This window comes from Humibacter sp. (assembly GCF_051954055.1).
In the GTDB taxonomy this organism is placed as follows: Bacteria; Actinomycetota; Actinomycetes; order Actinomycetales; family Microbacteriaceae; genus Humibacter.
The window spans coordinates 1-14,431 of sequence record NZ_JBQCIE010000136.1; the positions used below are offsets into that span (position 1 = coordinate 1).

The window sequence follows — 14,431 nt, forward strand, 5'->3', positions numbered from 1 at the left end:
GTGGGTGAGCAGACGGTCGTCGAACTCGACCTGTTTCGGCCCGCAAATCAAGATCCCCACGTGTGCCTCCCGGACAGATCATATGGCCGGAAAGCGAACATAGCCGAAATGCGAATATGTGCCGCTCGACCGCACGGTCGACGAGTGGGACAAGACGATCGCGACGAACCTCAGCGCGTACTTCCACCTCGTGAAGGCGGCGCTCCCGCACATGTCGTCCGGCGCATCCATCATCGGAACGTCGTCGGTGAACTCGGACGCGCCGTCGCCCACGCTGATGCCGTACGCGGCGACGAAAGCGGCGATCGCGAACATGACGGCGTCGCTGGCGCAGCTGCTGGGGGAGCGCGGCATCCGTGCGAACAGCGTCGCGCCTGGGCCGGTGTGGACGCCGCTGATCCCGTCGACGATGCCCGCGGAGCACGTGGAGAAGTTCGGCGGCAACACACCGCTCGGGCGCCCGGCGCAGCCCGCTGAGCTCGCACCCGTGTACGTGCTCCTGGCCAGCGACGAGGCGTCGTACATCTCGGGCGCGCGCGTCGCGGTCACCGGGGGACGTCCCATCCTCTGACGCGACGAAACCCCGATCGAGTCGGGCCTCCGGCAAGGGAGGCCCTTCAGGGAGCAACGATGATCGATCAGAACGAACTCGTCCGCGTCCTGTCCGGCGACGGCACGTACACGTTCGCATACCTCGACGGCCACGGCGACGAACCGACGCCGGCCGAGCACAGCAGGCGCCACGCCCTGCTCGACGAGCTGCGCAAACGCGGCGCGCCGGAGCCGGATGTGCAGGCCGTCGACGAGACGGTGGCGACGGATGCCGGCATCCCGAGTCCCTCGGTTCTCTATCTGCTCGTGCGCGACGGGCGGGTGGAACTGGCCGAGCGGTTCGTGGGCGAAAGGCTCGGACCGGAGCAGATCGGATACCAGCGGGTGCCCCCTGTGCTGCCGCTGCTCCGGCACGCAGCTGCCGACATCCGGTACGTGCTCGTCGAGGCAGGCAGGGAGGGTGCACACCTGCGCGTCGAGACGTGGGGACGCGCGGGAACCGACGAGGCGGCGGAGGTGCAGGGTCGGACGGACAGCCTGCCCAAGGTGCAGGCCGGCGGCTGGTCCCATCGCCGCTACCAGATGCACTCCGAGGAGATCTGGAAGCAGACGCAGTCCGAGGTGGACGACGCGCTCGAACAGCTGGTCCTCGAGCACCGGCCGAGCTTCGTCGTGATCGCCGGGGATGTTCGCGCCAGACAGCTGCTCGAAGACCAGCTCGGGCCGTCCACGCGAGCGCTTCTCGTCGACGTCGACGCGCACACGAAGGCGGAGGGAGCCGATGACGAGGCGCTCGACGAAGCGATCTCCGCTGCGGTGGACCAGCACCTGCGCCGAGACATCGATGAAGCGCTCGATCGCGCCGCTGTGGACAACGGGGCGAACGGCGCTCGTGGGGTCGCCGACGTGGTCGCTGCACTCCGGCAGGCGCAGGTCGACACGCTCGTGCTGAACGCGCGGGAGCTCGGTGTCGACGGCACGCTCGAGGCTCTGGATGCCGAGCCCTGGGTCGCGCATGACGTCGACGACCGACTGGGCGCGAACGTCATCGAGCAGGTCTCGATCGCCGAGGGCCTGGCCAGGGCCGCTGTGCTGACCGGGGCGAGCGTGCTCGTGCAGGAGGTCGACGAGCCGGCGGAGGGGGAGCCGATGCCCGAGCGGCCGGAGCCCCAGCCAGTTGCGGTACTGCGTTGGCCGCGCGAGGCGAGCGAGGACTCCGCCTAGGCGGTCACCACATCGCGGAGGAGGCGCCGCAGGAGCTGGCGGCGTGCGTCGTGTCGTTCCTGAGTGAGCACGTGGGATGATCGCATCTCGTGAGCCTGCCCCTCCCGCCCGCGTCGCGCGCCGCGCTCCTCGCAGCGATGGACGACCTGCACGAGGACGCCGTCGCCAGGTTCGGGGCCCTCGGGTTCCCGCGCGAGGTCGCCGAGGCATCTCTCGTCGACATCCGGCGAAAGGACGAGCTCTACGGGGAGCTCGTCGACGACGGGTGGTTGATCGATGTGTTCCACGGCCGCGTCGTCACGCTTGGTCGGCTGCAGTTCGAGACGCACGCCGCCGAACGGGGACGGGGCATCCATATTCCGGAGTCGGGACCGCTCGCGCCGGCATCCGTCGACGACTCGCTCGCGCTTGCCCAGGAATACTTCGGTGCGGGCGAGACGTACGTGTGCACCAGCTGGGTCTTCGACCCGCGGCTGTGCGCGTTGCCCGAACGGAGCAACCTGCGCGCGTTCGCCGAGCGTTTCGAAGTCGCACCGGCCGAGCCGACCGAGGCGGCCCTGCGCAGCCTGGCGAAGTTCGTGTTCCGCTCGAGCCCCGACGACATCGTGGCACGCGGTCTGGCGCCCGATCCCTCCGCTCTCGAGCGCATCGCCTACGACGTGCTCTCGCAGCGCGGAACCTGGAGCGAACCCACCGGCGTGCTGAAGGTCTAGTCCGACCCCTGCCATGTTCTGGCGCGGTCGGCAAGCGCTTCCTTTCTCAGCCGCCCTCAGGCAGCGTGCTGCATGTGGAACGACCATCGAGACGAACACTGGATGCCCTGGCGTGGGCATCCGGCTGCCTGTACGCCCTGGGCCTCGTGCTGTTCGTCATCGGCGTGCTCGCGAGCACGCTGACGCTGCTCTGGCCCGTGATCGGCCTGGTGCTCGCAGGCCTTGTGCTCTCGCTGCCGGTCGAGTTCGGCGCACGCAAGCGGCGCAAGCGAACCGGGGGTACGGATGCCAGGAGGTCGCATGTCGCATGAGCAGACGCTCTCGAAACGGTGGCTGAAGCACCGGTCTCACCGTCGGATCATCGTCATGGCGGCCGCCGGCCTGGTCGCCGGAGCAATCGCCGCGCTGTTCGGCGCGCAGGAGGATTCGCCCGTCATCGGCTGGGACGTCGCTTGCATCACGTATGTGCTGTGGGCGTGGCTGGCCGTGCGCAAGCTCAACGACGAGCAGACGCGCGAGCATGCCACGCGCGAGGATCCGACGCGAGCATCCGCCGACATCCTGCTCATCATCGCCAGCGTGGTCAGCCTGGGCGCGATCGGAGTCAGTCTCATTGCCGCCAGCTCAGGAACCAGCGTGGAGAAGGCGTTTGCGCCCGCGCTCGCCGTGCTGAGCGTCGGACTGTCGTGGCTGCTCATCCACACGCTGTTCACCCTGCGCTACGCGCGCCTGTACTACACGGAGCCAGACGGCGGGATTGACTTCAACATGAAGCAGCCTCCGCACTACGTCGACTTCGCGTACCTCGCGTTCACGGTCGGCATGACCTTCCAGGTCTCCGACACCAACCTGCACTCGCGCGAGATACGAACCGCCGTGCTCAAGCACATGCTGCTGTCGTACCTCTTCGGTTCGGTCATCCTGGCAACAACGGTGAACCTCGTTGCTGGTCTCGGCACGTCGTCCTGACCTCGGCAAGGAGCCTGACAGTGGATCGGTTGCATGAGCCCGGCAGGACCCCGTCCTCGTCGAACTCGGCGGGGCGCCGGATCTTGTTGGTTCGTCATGGTGAGAGCACGGCGAACGTGGCAGCCGCGGCCGCGGAGAACGCCGGCCTGGAGGTCATCGACGTTCAGGCGAGCGACCCGAACGTTCAGCTCTCCGAACTCGGGCGCAGGCAGACTGCCGCGGCTGCCACTGCTCTTCGCGCGCAGCTCGGTGCCGGCAGCTTGTCCAGGGACCGAGTGTGGAGCTCACCGTACCTGCGCGCCGTGGAAACCGCACGGATAGCCATGGGAACCGGTAGTGATCTCACGGCGCCTCCGATCGGTGGCGACTCATTTCTCGTTGACGAGCGGCTGCGCGACCGTGAATTGGGGATACTCGACACGCTCACCTCGCGCGGCGTCGACGTCCGGTTTCCCCAGGAAGCAGCCCGGCGGCGGTGGCTCGGCAAGTTCTATTATCGTCCGCCCGGAGGAGAGTCATGGGCGGATGTCGCCCTCCGCGTCCGGTCCTTCCTCCGGGACATCGAGTGGTGGGGTTCGGCACCGCTCGTCATCTTCACCCATGATGCCTTGGTGAGCCTGTTCACCTACGTGCTCCTGCGCCTTGACGAGGCGGAACTGATGCGCTTTCTTGCCGATCGCGTCGTACCGAACGCCTCCATCACGAGCTTCACCTCGGATGCTGAAGGACTCTGGCACCTCGACGCCTTCGGAGACGCGGGGCACGTGCAGGCGGCGGGAGTGCCGACGACCGAACACACCGGAACGGACGACGATGGCTCGTGAAGCGATAGACGTCGACGCGGCGCTCCTCCGATCATGGCCGCTTCCAGAGCCTGGCGGCTCGAAGCGCTCCCGCGGTGACGTCATGGTGATCGGAGGCGCGCGCTCCACACCCGGTGGCGTGCAACTGGCCGGGCTTTCCGCCTTACGAGTGGGCGCCGGCAGGCTGAGCCTTGGGGTTGCGGCGTCCGTCGCGGTGGGTGTCGGGGTCGCGGTGCCGGAGAGCGGGGTGCTGGCGCTCGAGGAGAGTCCCGCGGGTCAGGTGCGTGGGCGATCCGTGCGAGCCTTCCCGTGCGAGATCCGCGAGGCCGATGCTGTTCTCGTGGGCCCGGGTCTCGACGATGTGCGAGAAGCGCGACGAATGCTCTCGGCCCTGGCCGGAATGACCGGCGAGGGGAGCACCGTCGTTCTGGATGCGTACGCCCTCGGTGCCTTGGCGGGTCACCGCTCCGGACGACGGTTCCCGAACACCATCCTGAAACCGAACGAGAGTGAGGCGGAGGTATTGCTCGGGCGTTCGCTTCACGATCTGGTCGCGGACACCAGGGAATTGGCCGAGCGCTACGCGGCCGTGGTGACCTGCATGGGCGTCATCGCTGAGCCGCATGGAGCCATTTACCGAGTGCGGGAAGCAGGGCCTGGTCTAGGAACGTCCGGCAGTGGCGACGTGCTCGCCGGTGCCATCGCCGGTCTCGCGGCCCGTGGATGCATATCCCTGCATGCAGCGGTATGGGGCACGTATCTTCACGCGCGGGCGGGGAAGACCCTTGCCGCGGCTGTCGCCCCGGTCGGATACCTCGCCAGAGAGCTCTCCGATCGGCTTCCACGCGAGCTCGCCATCGCGACAGAGGGATAGCGCACGATTCCGGCTCCGGAGCTTTCTGCGCCCGGATCAGGTCAGTCGCGAGTAGAGGCGCCGCAAGCCATCGATCCCGCCCTCCGTGAACGCACGTCGTTGCCGACTTGCGCCGTTGCCGTGTTCCAGCACGTCGGCAACCGCGGATGCCACGAGTTCGCGGTCGCCGTAGGCATCCAGTCCTGCGGCTGCCGCATCGAGCAGGGCTGCCACGGCCTTCTCGGCCGGCACGAGCTTCGAGGTGCGAGGGTCGACGAGGTCACCCGAGACGCCGTTGCGGGCCGCGTGCCACATGGCCGCATCGAGCAGCTCTCCGGATGTCGGGAGCTCCTCACCGGCGTGCGTGACGAGCGCACGTGTCAAAGCGGCGAAGGCGACCGTCTTGGCCGGATCGAACTGGGCGTCGAAGACGCGGACCTCGACCGTCGGATACCGACGAGACGGTCTGGCCACCCAATTCAGGGTCCCCGGGTCGATCACGCCTGCGATACCCGCTAGCGCTTCCGTGCGCGCCCGGAAGTCGGCGGCATCCGTGAACCGCGGGGGCACTCCGGAGGAGGACCACCGTCGGCTATCGATCGCGCGCCAGCTGTCGAAGCCGGTGTCTTCTCGACGCCAGAACGGCGAGTTCGCAGAGAGCGCGAGCAACAACGGCAGCCAGGGACGCAACACGTTGATCCCGCGCACAGCGGCATCGTCGGAGGGGACGGCCACGTGCACGTGCAGGCCATTGATCTGGTGATCGCGGGCGACCGCACCGTATTCCGCCGCGATCCGCTCATAGCGAGGCTCGGCAGAGAACCCGCCGCCGTCGCGGACGTCGAACGGCGTACCGGTGCCTGCGGCGATGCAGTCTTGCTCTGCTGCTACGACCGCAAGCTCCGTGCGGAGAAGCCGAATCATCCGCTCGAGCTCAGCCATCGCGGTGGTCGGCAGGGTGGCGAGTTCCACTTGAGAGGCGAAGAACTCCGCCATGTGCAGACCAAGACCTTCGGCCGCGGTCATTCGACGGAGGACCGCGTCGGCCGCATCCACCGGCGCCAAGAGTGCGCGATCGAGAAGAACGAACTCCTCCTCGACCCCGACCGTCGGAACAGCCTGCGCGCGCATCACCGCACGGTATGCACAACGGGTAGCACCGTGACAACCGGTTGACGCTCGAACCCGCACCCGGCGAGGGTTCGAGCCATGACTACGCCGCCGACCCTTCCGGTCTCTCCTCGGGGTCCCGCCAGCAGTGCGCTGCTGGAGCTGTTGCCTTTTTCGCCGGATGACCGACGAACCGACATGCGCCGGGCGTCCGCCGCGATCGAGCAGGCCGCATTGAACAGCGACGACCTCTTCACCGATGACGACCTGCAGTTGGCTCTTCTGCTGCTGCAGGCGCTCTCGTATGGGTCCCTTCCCGCGCTGGATGGCCGGTGGGAGTGGGAGCCGGATGCCGTCACTGCGCGTCGTGGGATCGAGCGCGAGTTCGAGAGAGCCTTGCGTGATCGCGTCGGCGAGTTCGAGCTGCCCGAGCCGAACGCGGAGGCTGTGGCGACGCACCTCTTCACGCTGACCGGCGAAGACGACGGGCCGAGCGTCGCGAGGTATCTCGCGAAGTCCGCGACGGACGAGCAGGCGCGCGAGTTCGTCATCCAACGATCCATCTACACCCTCCGCGAGGCCGACCCGCACTCTTGGGCGATCCCTCGGCTGACCGGACGCGCGAAGGCCGCGCTCGTCGAAGTGCAGTCGGACGAGTACGGTGGGGGCCGTCCTGGGCGCATCCACGCCGCCATCTTCGCCGGCACCATGGATGCGCTCGGGCTGGACAGCGAGTACGGCGCGTATCTGGATGCAGTGCCGGCCGTGACGCTCGCGTCATTCAACATGATGTCGATGTTCGGCCTGAATCGCCGACTCAGGGGCGCGATCGTCGGACACCTGGCGGCGTTCGAAATGACCTCGTCTGTCCCCAATCGGCACTACGGCAACGGCTTCCGTCGCCTCGGCTACGGCAGAGATGTCACGTGGTACTTCGACGAGCATGTGGAAGCCGATGCAGTGCACGAGCAGATCGCGGGCCGCGACCTCGCCGGCGGACTTGCCGAGGCGCATCCCGAGCTGCTGCACGACATCGTGTTCGGCGCACGAGCGTGCCTGTACGCCGATGGCCTTGTCGGCAGGCATTTGCTCGAGCGGTGGGAAGAAGGGGCGTCATCGCTGCGCGACACCACGAAGGTGCCGGCATGACGGGTTCGGGGAAGGATGAGACGCTGATCGTCGCGTGCACCGACGGTCCGCTGCTCGTGCGTGGTCCCATTCGGATCCAATCCTCCGACGGCACGCCGATCACACCCACCCGCCGCACGGTCGCGCTCTGCCGCTGCGGCGTCTCGACGATCAAGCCGTTCTGCGATGGCTCGCACAAGCTCGTGCATTTCCACACCGAGCCGGTGCCCGAGCCCGAAGACGCCGAGTAGGCGAAACACGACGATGACCGATGACATCGGGTCGAGCGAACGCCTGGAGGATGCTCCGGCGCCCGACGATCCGCGCAAGCCGAAGACGCCACCGAGACTGCACAAGCCGTCGTGGACGTACGCGCTGCGCAGGGCGATGCGCGAGTTCGTCTTCGATCAGTGCATCGACAGTGCTGGCGCTCTCACGTATTTCGGTGTGCTCGCGCTCTTTCCGGGACTGCTCGCTGTGTTCTCCATTCTCGGAGTCGTGGGAGAAGGATCGAAGGCCACGAGCACCGTGTTGTCGCTGGTGAAACAGGTCGTCCCAGGATCCACGGCCGAGGTGATCAAGGGCCCGCTGGAGCAGTTCGCCCGCTCACCGGTGGCGGGCGTCGCCCTGGTCACCGGCATCGTGCTGGCCATCTGGACGGCATCCGGTTACGTCGGCGCATTCGCCCGCGCGATGAACCGCATCTACGAGATCGACGAGGGGCGTCCGTACTGGAAGAAGAAGCCTGCCCAGCTCCTGGTCACCCTCATTCTCATCGTCCTGGTGATCGTGATGATCCTGACGCTGGTCATCTCCGGCCCGGTCACGGATGCCGTCGGCAACGCCCTGGGAATCGGCCCTGCGCTCAAAATCACCTGGTCCATTGTGAAGTGGCCGATCCTTGCCGCAGCGGTGATCGTGGCGATAGCGATCCTCTACTACGCCACACCGAATGTGAGGCAGCCCAAGTTCCGGTGGACGACCGTCGGGGGCGCGTTCGCGTTCAGCTTGATCGTCATCGCCTCGGTCGGCTTCGGCTTCTATGTCGCCAATTTCTCGCACTACAACAAGTCGTACGGATCGCTCGCGGGCATCATCATCTTCCTCATCTGGCTGTGGATCGCGAACAACCTCCTTCTCCTGGGTGCGGAGTTCGACTCGGAGCTCGAACGTGGCAGGGAACTTCAGGGCGGAATCAAAGCCGAAGAGCAGATCCAGTTGCCACCACGCGACGTCGAGCAGAGTGAGAAGAACGCCGAGAAGGAGGAGAAGGAGATCGGGTCCGGGCGCTCTCTACGGGAGTCGCGCGGCCGTGATCGGAGCCGCGGCGAGGACGACTGACCTGAAGATCGGCTCAGTTTGGGCGACTCGCAAGGGGGTTGCCACCGGTCCGTCCAGCATCGATGCTTCCGATAACCAAGGAGCAGAATGTCGACACAGTCCAAGCCCCAACCTGCGGCGTCAGACGAAGCAGGTTCCCGTCCTGGCGAAGAGAACCAGCCGAGCAGGAATCCGTTCGTCCGCTTCCTCCGCGTGCTCGGCCCGGGGCTGGTCACCGGTGCTGCGGATGACGACCCGTCCGGCATAGCCACCTACGCGCAGGCCGGGGCCACGTACAGTAACGGGCTGCTGTGGACGGTTCCGGTGACGCTGCCGATGATGATGGCCGTGCAGGAGATCTGCGACCGCACCGCGCTGGCCACAGGTGACAGCTTCGGCAAGCTCATTCGTCGCAAGTTCCGCAAGGGCGCACGTATCGCCATCATCGTCCTCGTCGTCGCCCTCATCGTGGCGAACTGCCTCAACCTCTCCGCCGACCTGATGGCCATCGGGCAGGGAATGGAACTGATCCACGCAGGACCAGCACCACTGTGGTCGGCGATTGCAGGCGTGGGCATCGCCGTCGCGCTGATGGCGGGGTCGTTCGAGTGGATCGGACGCATCTTCAAGTGGCTATGCCTGGCGTTGCTGGTCTATGTCGGCGTGCTCTTCGTCGCGCACGTGAAGTGGGGCGATGTTCTCCTTGGGCTAGTCGGCGGGCAGTTCCGGTTCACGCCGGCATACTTCGGGCTGGCAGTCGCCGTGTTCGGTACCACGATCAGTCCGTACATGTTCTTCTGGCAGACCGCGCAGCGCATCGAAGAGGGCCGCGACGAGAAACTCAAGGGTGAGCACGCGCCCGCGCTCTCGGACCGCAGCCGCGGAGGCGCCAAGCGGCGCCTGCGCAGCGGTCGCGTCGACGTGTTCACGGGCATGGTGTTCAGCGTGTTGATCATGTTCGCGATCATCGCTGCCACCGCCGCGACGCTGGGCGCCCATCACAAGACGGTGACGAGCGCCGCCGAGGCGGCGAAGGCGCTCGAGCCCATCGCGGGCACCTGGGCCGGTGCACTTTTCGCGATCGGATTCATCGGTTCCGGCATCCTCGCGGTGCCGGTGCTCGCGGCATCCGGATCGGCGGGCCTCGCCGCCCTGCTCGACAAAAAATGGGGCCTCGACAAGAGCCCGAAGAAGGCGCCCATCTTCTACCTGCTGCTCGGCGTCGGCATCGTGGCGGGCACCATTCTGGCGATCTTCGTGAGCAACCCCATCCAGCTGCTCGTGCTTTCAGCGCTGGTCAACGGCATCGCCGCAGGACCATTTCTCGTGATCATGATGCTGATCGGGCGAGACCGACGCATCATGGGCAAATACCGCAACGGATGGCTGTCGCAGACGATCGGATGGATCGCCACCGTGGTCATGTGCATCGGCGGCGCCTACGGCATCTGGTACACGATCGCGGGAGGATGACGGATGGAACCCGCGACCTTCGAGGGCCGCCGCGGTGGGCGTGATGAGACGCGCGACGAGCGTGCCGACCGCAACTGGCAGGAGCTCGTACAGGAGCTACGCGTGACGCAGACCGGCACGCAGATCCTTTCCGGGTTCCTGCTGACCGTAGCGTTCCAGTACGGGTTTCAGCACCTCGGTGGCTACCAGAAGATCATCTACCTCTGCCTCATCGTGCTCGCAGCAGCAACCACGGCCGTCGGTCTGCTGCCGGTCGCGCTGCACCGCGCGCTGTTCCGGCGCAAGCGCAAGGAATGGCTGGTGACACAGGGCAATCGGATGCTCGTGCTCGCCCTCATCCTCGTCGCCGCGCTCACCTCGGGCGTGGTGTTCTTCCTGTTCGACGTCGTCGCGTCGCTGCTCGCCGGCGTCATCGCGGGCGTGCTGGTCGCCCTTGCGATGGCCGTCTGGTTGCTGGTCTTCCCGCTCGCCTTCAGACGATCGGGCAGTGTGCCGTTAGAGGACCAAGGAAAGGGCTGACCATGATCGACTTCGCAAAAGACATCGCTGACAACGGCGCACAGGACGACACCATGGCGACCGTAGAACGGGTCGTCCAGGATCTGCTGGAAGACATCGAGCACGGGCGAGTACGCGGCGATACGGCCGAGATTCTCGACGAGCGGCTGAGGGCGGAGCACATCGAATTACGCCCCGAGGCCCTCGACGCGCTCGCCGACGACGTCGAGGAGGAAGCATCCCGGTGAGCAGGTGCTCCGCTGAGCCGTCGATGTCGCTGCGGTGGCTCAGGCGGTGGTCGACGCGTCGTAGATGACTCGGCTGTCGGCCCGGACGACGACGTGGAACTCGACAGGCCGCGGCCAGGTGTGCGCGAAGGTCCACACCGCGATGTTCTCCGTGCCCGTGCCGCCGGAGCTCACAGAGAAGTCGGTACGCAACGCACCGCCGGCCACCGGCCGCACATCCACATTCATCCGCGCCGCTCGACGGGTGGCGGGTTGCGAGCCGGTTGCGGTGCCCGAACTCAGTGAACGCTCGTAGTCGGCGAGTTCAGCCTCGAACGTGTCATCCCTCCGAAAGAAGACGACGACCGCGAGCCGACCGTAATAGGAAGAAGCGTCGACCGCCTCAACCCAATAGTCCTCTTCATATTCCATGGAAACCGCCGCACAATCCCCGAGAGTGGACGTGTCAGCGGGTCCGGGCTGAGCAACATCTACTTACGCCATACCACCAGGTTCCAAGACTCGCAACCACACGAATCCGTAGCCGCCGAGTGCGTCTCCGTGCCACTCTTCTCCCAGGAGCGTGGTGGTGCGCAGGTCGAGCCGGATCGGCTGCGGCATGGCGCTGAGGTTGTGCAGCGTGACGGTGTCGCACGGTGATGTCTTGTCCCAGGTGCGCAGGGCCAGCACCCGCGGCGCGCCGGGCAGAGCGACGCGACGGGCTTGAAGGATGCCGAGACAGGCATCCGCTCGCAGCCTCGCCAGAGTGCGCGCGAGAATGAGATGCGACCGCGGGTCCCCTTGCTGCCGCTCCACATTCACCCGGGCGAAATCGTACGGACCGGAGCGCTGGGCGGGCAGGACGAACGGCGCGTCTGCCCGGTCGCTGAATCCACCGGCCGGCGCATCCGCCCACTGCATGGTCGGTCTGCCGGCCCCGCGGCCCTCCACCGAGAGGTCGTCGCCGATTCCGAGCTCCTGTCCCTGCAGGAGCAGGGGAACGCCGGGCAACGCGGCAAGCAGGCTCAGCGTCATGCGGAACCGCTGTGGATTGCCCATCATCGGTGTCCAGCCGCGCCGCAAGCCACGGCCGTAGAGCAGCATCTCCGGATCGGGTGCGAACGCGGTGAAGACCTCGCGGCGTTCCTCGTCGGTGAGTTGTTGCAGGTCGAGCTCGTCCGCGTTGCGCATGAAGTTCACCCGCGCCGGCGGAGGCACCGCGGTGTCGAGGCTCTCGAGAGCGAGGTAGATGGCGTCCGGGTTCTCGCGCGTGAGGGCGAGGAACACGTTGTTGTTGAGCGCGAAGTCGAGCACGGCATCCATCTGTCCGCCGTGCACGAGAGGAGCCATGGCAACGGGGTGGACGTCCGCCTCGCCGACCAGCACCACGTCGCCGCGCACCTCGGCGAGCCGGCTGCGCAGGCGCTGGAAGAAGACTCTGTCGTCTACCTCCGTGCCGAGAGTGGGCTTTTTGGTGACCGCGGGGATTGCGGCATCCAGCCGGAAGCCGTCGACGCCGCGCTCCAACCACGTCGTTCCGATGCGAACGATCTCCTCGAACACCTCGGGGTTGGCGAGGTTGAGGTCGGGCTGGAACTCGTAGAACTGGTGGTGGTACCAGCCGTGCGCCGCCTCGTCATAGGTCCAGACGTCGTTCTCCTCACCGGGGAACACGTTCACGTCGTTCGGCACGTCGACCGGCTCGTCGGCCCACACGTAGTAGTTGCCGTACCGGGATGAACGATCCCGCCGGCCCTCCTGGAACCAGCGGTGGTGATCGGAGGTGTGATGGATGACCAGGTCGACAAGCACGGAGATGCCGCGGCGGTGACACTCCCGCACCAATGCCTCGAAGTCGTCGACATCGCCGAAGCGCTCGTCGACGCCGACGTGATCGTCGACGTCGTATCCGTTGTCCCGCCGCTCGCTCGGGTAGAAGGGGAGGAGCCAGACCCACGAGACGCCGAGCTCGGCGATGTAGTCGAGGCGCTCGAGCACGCCAGGGAGGTCGCCGATGCCGTCGCCGTTCGAGTCACGGAACCGCGGAACATCCACTCCGTAGAGGTAGCCGTTATGCGGCCAGGCCGATTCACTCATGTCAAGGCCTCGATCCTGGGCATCTCAACCTCGAAGCTGTATGCATGCGCCGAATCGTCTACGCAGGAACTGTCTTCTACACCGGCGACAGCATCGCCGAGGCACTCCTCGACTATGCGCGCGCACTTGCGTCGCGAAGGCTGGCCGATGCCGTGTTCGTTCCCGGACGCCTCACGAGCGGCGAGGTCGATCAGATCGAGGTGCTGATCGGTCCCTCCAGTCAACTCGTCAGCGAACCCGTCGAGGAGTATGGCCCCGACATCGAAGACGACCCGACGGTCGCCGAACTCCAGAACAGAACGGAGCGGATCGACGCTCTGCCGGCGGGAGAGTGACGTATCAGGTCGTGCGCGACCGGAGATGCTCCGGCCGTCGGGTATTCGCGGTGCCATCAGAAAAACGGTAGGCGCGACCGGTGCTTCTCGGGGATGCCTTGACAAGACATCCGGGGTTCGCATTCACCCTGCCGCAAAGACGGCAACGGTGGAATCATCGGTACATGGGCTATTTGGTGTACAACGATCGTGCCCAGTACCGCTTCGACGACCGCACCCTGTCCCACCTCAAGATCGCGATCACGTCGAAGCTGCGGCTGCAGGAAGGCTTTCTGCTGAGTTGGCGTGTCGCTCCCGAAGACGGTGGCGGACGTATCAGCATCTGGTTGAGCCCATCCATCCAGTTACAGTTCATCTTCACCGAGCCGACGCCGCCGCCGCTGAATCCGCAGTGGCTCGAGGCGCTGGGGCGCTCGTCGCATGGCCTTCGCGGAATGGTCGTGATGACCGAGGACGAGGCGGAGCTTGTCGGGTCGGGTCCGGCTACCGATCCGGAGGTGCAGCAACGGATCCGGATGGTGCTCGACGAGGTGAGCTCGCCGCTTCCGCAGCGCGAGGTGCCGGCCCCATAACGGGGCCCTTGAGCAGACTCTGCAACACTCCGCGCGTCGTCGCCCGTACCAGCGCGCGCGACTTAGCGTGAGCAAATGGACGACATCGAGCCGACTCCCGAGCAGTTGCTGGCTGCTCTGGATGCCAGCGAGCTCGTCGAGTCCGTCACCGCGCTGAGCGAATCCCAGCGCGGCGACCTGCTCGAGCGGGTGGCTCTGCTGGTGGGCGCCAACCGATCCCTCAGCGTCGAGGAGTTCCGCAGCGAGCTCACCGACATCCTCGACTCAGGACCCACCTTCCACGCCGTGCTGCACGGTGGGCAGTTCGACGGTCAGGTGATGGAGCTCGATCCCGAGGACTTCGACGCCGACATGATCTGCGCAGCGGTGGACGAGACGGATGCCGCCGAGACGGATGCCGGTGACGGCACGGTTTCGCACGCATCCGGTGCGCTGCCGTCGCTGTACCGCCTCAGCGCGGGCGAGCCCGGCCCCGGCGCGACGGTGCACTACGAGTACGGCGGTCTGGTCTCGGTCGACGACGCCGCCTGACGCGCGCGAAGCGTATGTGGTTCCGC

The 14,431-nt window shown here is 66.5% G+C and carries 19 protein-coding genes; 16 read left to right on the forward strand and 3 right to left on the reverse strand.

Going from position 1 to position 14,431, the window contains the following annotated elements:
• Nucleotides 1–118 precede the first annotated feature (118 nt).
• The 7 genes from ACTHNC_RS17560 (at nucleotide 119) to ACTHNC_RS17590 (ending at nucleotide 5,135) form a co-directional block, all read left to right on the forward strand.
• Nucleotides 119–571, forward strand: coding sequence for an SDR family oxidoreductase (locus tag ACTHNC_RS17560; RefSeq protein WP_440295918.1), 453 nt, complete (start codon nucleotides 119–121; stop codon nucleotides 569–571).
• A gap of 59 nt (nucleotides 572–630) precedes the next feature.
• On the forward strand, nucleotides 631–1,776 hold the full coding sequence (locus ACTHNC_RS17565) for a baeRF2 domain-containing protein (RefSeq protein WP_440295919.1): 1,146 nt from the start codon (nucleotides 631–633) through the stop codon (nucleotides 1,774–1,776).
• A gap of 89 nt (nucleotides 1,777–1,865) precedes the next feature.
• Complete coding sequence (locus ACTHNC_RS17570; protein ID WP_440295920.1) at nucleotides 1,866–2,489, forward strand: hypothetical protein; 624 nt, start codon at nucleotides 1,866–1,868, stop codon at nucleotides 2,487–2,489.
• A gap of 74 nt (nucleotides 2,490–2,563) precedes the next feature.
• Nucleotides 2,564–2,800: a hypothetical protein gene (locus tag ACTHNC_RS17575; RefSeq protein WP_440295921.1), complete on the forward strand. Its 237-nt coding sequence runs from the start codon at nucleotides 2,564–2,566 to the stop codon at nucleotides 2,798–2,800.
• The gene (locus tag ACTHNC_RS17580) at nucleotides 2,790–3,458 is read left to right on the forward strand and encodes a DUF1345 domain-containing protein (protein ID WP_440295922.1); all 669 of its coding nucleotides are present in this window, start codon (nucleotides 2,790–2,792) and stop codon (nucleotides 3,456–3,458) included. The genes ACTHNC_RS17575 and ACTHNC_RS17580 overlap by 11 nt, the downstream gene beginning before the upstream one ends.
• 20 nt (nucleotides 3,459–3,478) lie before the next feature.
• Nucleotides 3,479–4,282, forward strand: a complete 804-nt coding sequence (locus tag ACTHNC_RS17585) for a histidine phosphatase family protein (protein WP_440295923.1) — start codon at nucleotides 3,479–3,481, stop codon at nucleotides 4,280–4,282.
• 82 nt (nucleotides 4,283–4,364) lie between these two features.
• A complete protein-coding gene (locus tag ACTHNC_RS17590) occupies nucleotides 4,365–5,135 on the forward strand; it encodes an ADP-dependent NAD(P)H-hydrate dehydratase (protein WP_440295924.1) in 771 nt (256 codons plus the stop codon).
• Between the two features lie 36 nt (nucleotides 5,136–5,171).
• Here ACTHNC_RS17590 and ACTHNC_RS17595 read toward each other — a convergent pair whose 3' ends face one another.
• Complete coding sequence (locus tag ACTHNC_RS17595) at nucleotides 5,172–6,245, reverse strand: carboxylate-amine ligase (protein ID WP_440295925.1); 1,074 nt, start codon at nucleotides 6,243–6,245, stop codon at nucleotides 5,172–5,174.
• A gap of 177 nt (nucleotides 6,246–6,422) precedes the next feature.
• Between ACTHNC_RS17595 and ACTHNC_RS17600 the strand changes: the two genes are divergently transcribed.
• The 6 genes from ACTHNC_RS17600 (at nucleotide 6,423) to ACTHNC_RS17625 (ending at nucleotide 10,891) form a co-directional block, all read left to right on the forward strand.
• Entirely contained in the window at nucleotides 6,423–7,373 is a 951-nt protein-coding gene (locus ACTHNC_RS17600) for an iron-containing redox enzyme family protein (protein WP_440295926.1), read from the forward strand.
• Entirely contained in the window at nucleotides 7,370–7,603 is a 234-nt protein-coding gene (locus tag ACTHNC_RS17605) for a CDGSH iron-sulfur domain-containing protein (protein ID WP_440295927.1), read from the forward strand. The genes ACTHNC_RS17600 and ACTHNC_RS17605 overlap by 4 nt, the downstream gene beginning before the upstream one ends.
• Nucleotides 7,604–7,616: 13 nt before the next feature.
• A complete protein-coding gene (locus ACTHNC_RS17610) occupies nucleotides 7,617–8,693 on the forward strand; it encodes a YihY/virulence factor BrkB family protein (RefSeq protein ID WP_440295928.1) in 1,077 nt (358 codons plus the stop codon).
• Nucleotides 8,694–8,780: 87 nt separating this feature from the next.
• Nucleotides 8,781–10,145, forward strand: coding sequence for an NRAMP family divalent metal transporter (locus ACTHNC_RS17615; RefSeq protein WP_440295929.1), 1,365 nt, complete (start codon nucleotides 8,781–8,783; stop codon nucleotides 10,143–10,145).
• Nucleotides 10,146–10,148: 3 nt separating this feature from the next.
• Nucleotides 10,149–10,664 (forward strand): DUF6328 family protein, encoded by a 516-nt coding sequence (locus ACTHNC_RS17620; RefSeq protein WP_440295930.1) that lies wholly within the window; start codon nucleotides 10,149–10,151, stop codon nucleotides 10,662–10,664.
• Between the two features lie 2 nt (nucleotides 10,665–10,666).
• Nucleotides 10,667–10,891, forward strand: coding sequence for a hypothetical protein (locus ACTHNC_RS17625; RefSeq protein WP_440295931.1), 225 nt, complete (start codon nucleotides 10,667–10,669; stop codon nucleotides 10,889–10,891).
• Nucleotides 10,892–10,930: 39 nt separating this feature from the next.
• Here ACTHNC_RS17625 and ACTHNC_RS17630 read toward each other — a convergent pair whose 3' ends face one another.
• Together ACTHNC_RS17630 and ACTHNC_RS17635 are read right to left on the reverse strand one after the other, a co-directional pair.
• The gene (locus ACTHNC_RS17630; RefSeq protein ID WP_440295932.1) at nucleotides 10,931–11,302 is read right to left on the reverse strand and encodes a hypothetical protein; all 372 of its coding nucleotides are present in this window, start codon (nucleotides 11,300–11,302) and stop codon (nucleotides 10,931–10,933) included.
• Between the two features lie 63 nt (nucleotides 11,303–11,365).
• Complete coding sequence (locus ACTHNC_RS17635) at nucleotides 11,366–12,967, reverse strand: alpha-amylase family glycosyl hydrolase (RefSeq protein WP_440295933.1); 1,602 nt, start codon at nucleotides 12,965–12,967, stop codon at nucleotides 11,366–11,368.
• A gap of 44 nt (nucleotides 12,968–13,011) precedes the next feature.
• Between ACTHNC_RS17635 and ACTHNC_RS17640 the strand changes: the two genes are divergently transcribed.
• The 3 genes from ACTHNC_RS17640 to ACTHNC_RS17650 all read left to right on the forward strand — a co-directional run bounded on the left by ACTHNC_RS17640 (nucleotide 13,012) and on the right by ACTHNC_RS17650 (nucleotide 14,405).
• Entirely contained in the window at nucleotides 13,012–13,302 is a 291-nt protein-coding gene (locus ACTHNC_RS17640) for a hypothetical protein (RefSeq protein ID WP_440295934.1), read from the forward strand.
• Between the two features lie 164 nt (nucleotides 13,303–13,466).
• On the forward strand, nucleotides 13,467–13,874 hold the full coding sequence (locus tag ACTHNC_RS17645; protein WP_440295935.1) for a DUF7882 family protein: 408 nt from the start codon (nucleotides 13,467–13,469) through the stop codon (nucleotides 13,872–13,874).
• A 75-nt stretch (nucleotides 13,875–13,949) separates the two neighbouring features.
• Nucleotides 13,950–14,405: a hypothetical protein gene (locus tag ACTHNC_RS17650; protein ID WP_440295936.1), complete on the forward strand. Its 456-nt coding sequence runs from the start codon at nucleotides 13,950–13,952 to the stop codon at nucleotides 14,403–14,405.
• Nucleotides 14,406–14,431: the final 26 nt, after the last annotated feature.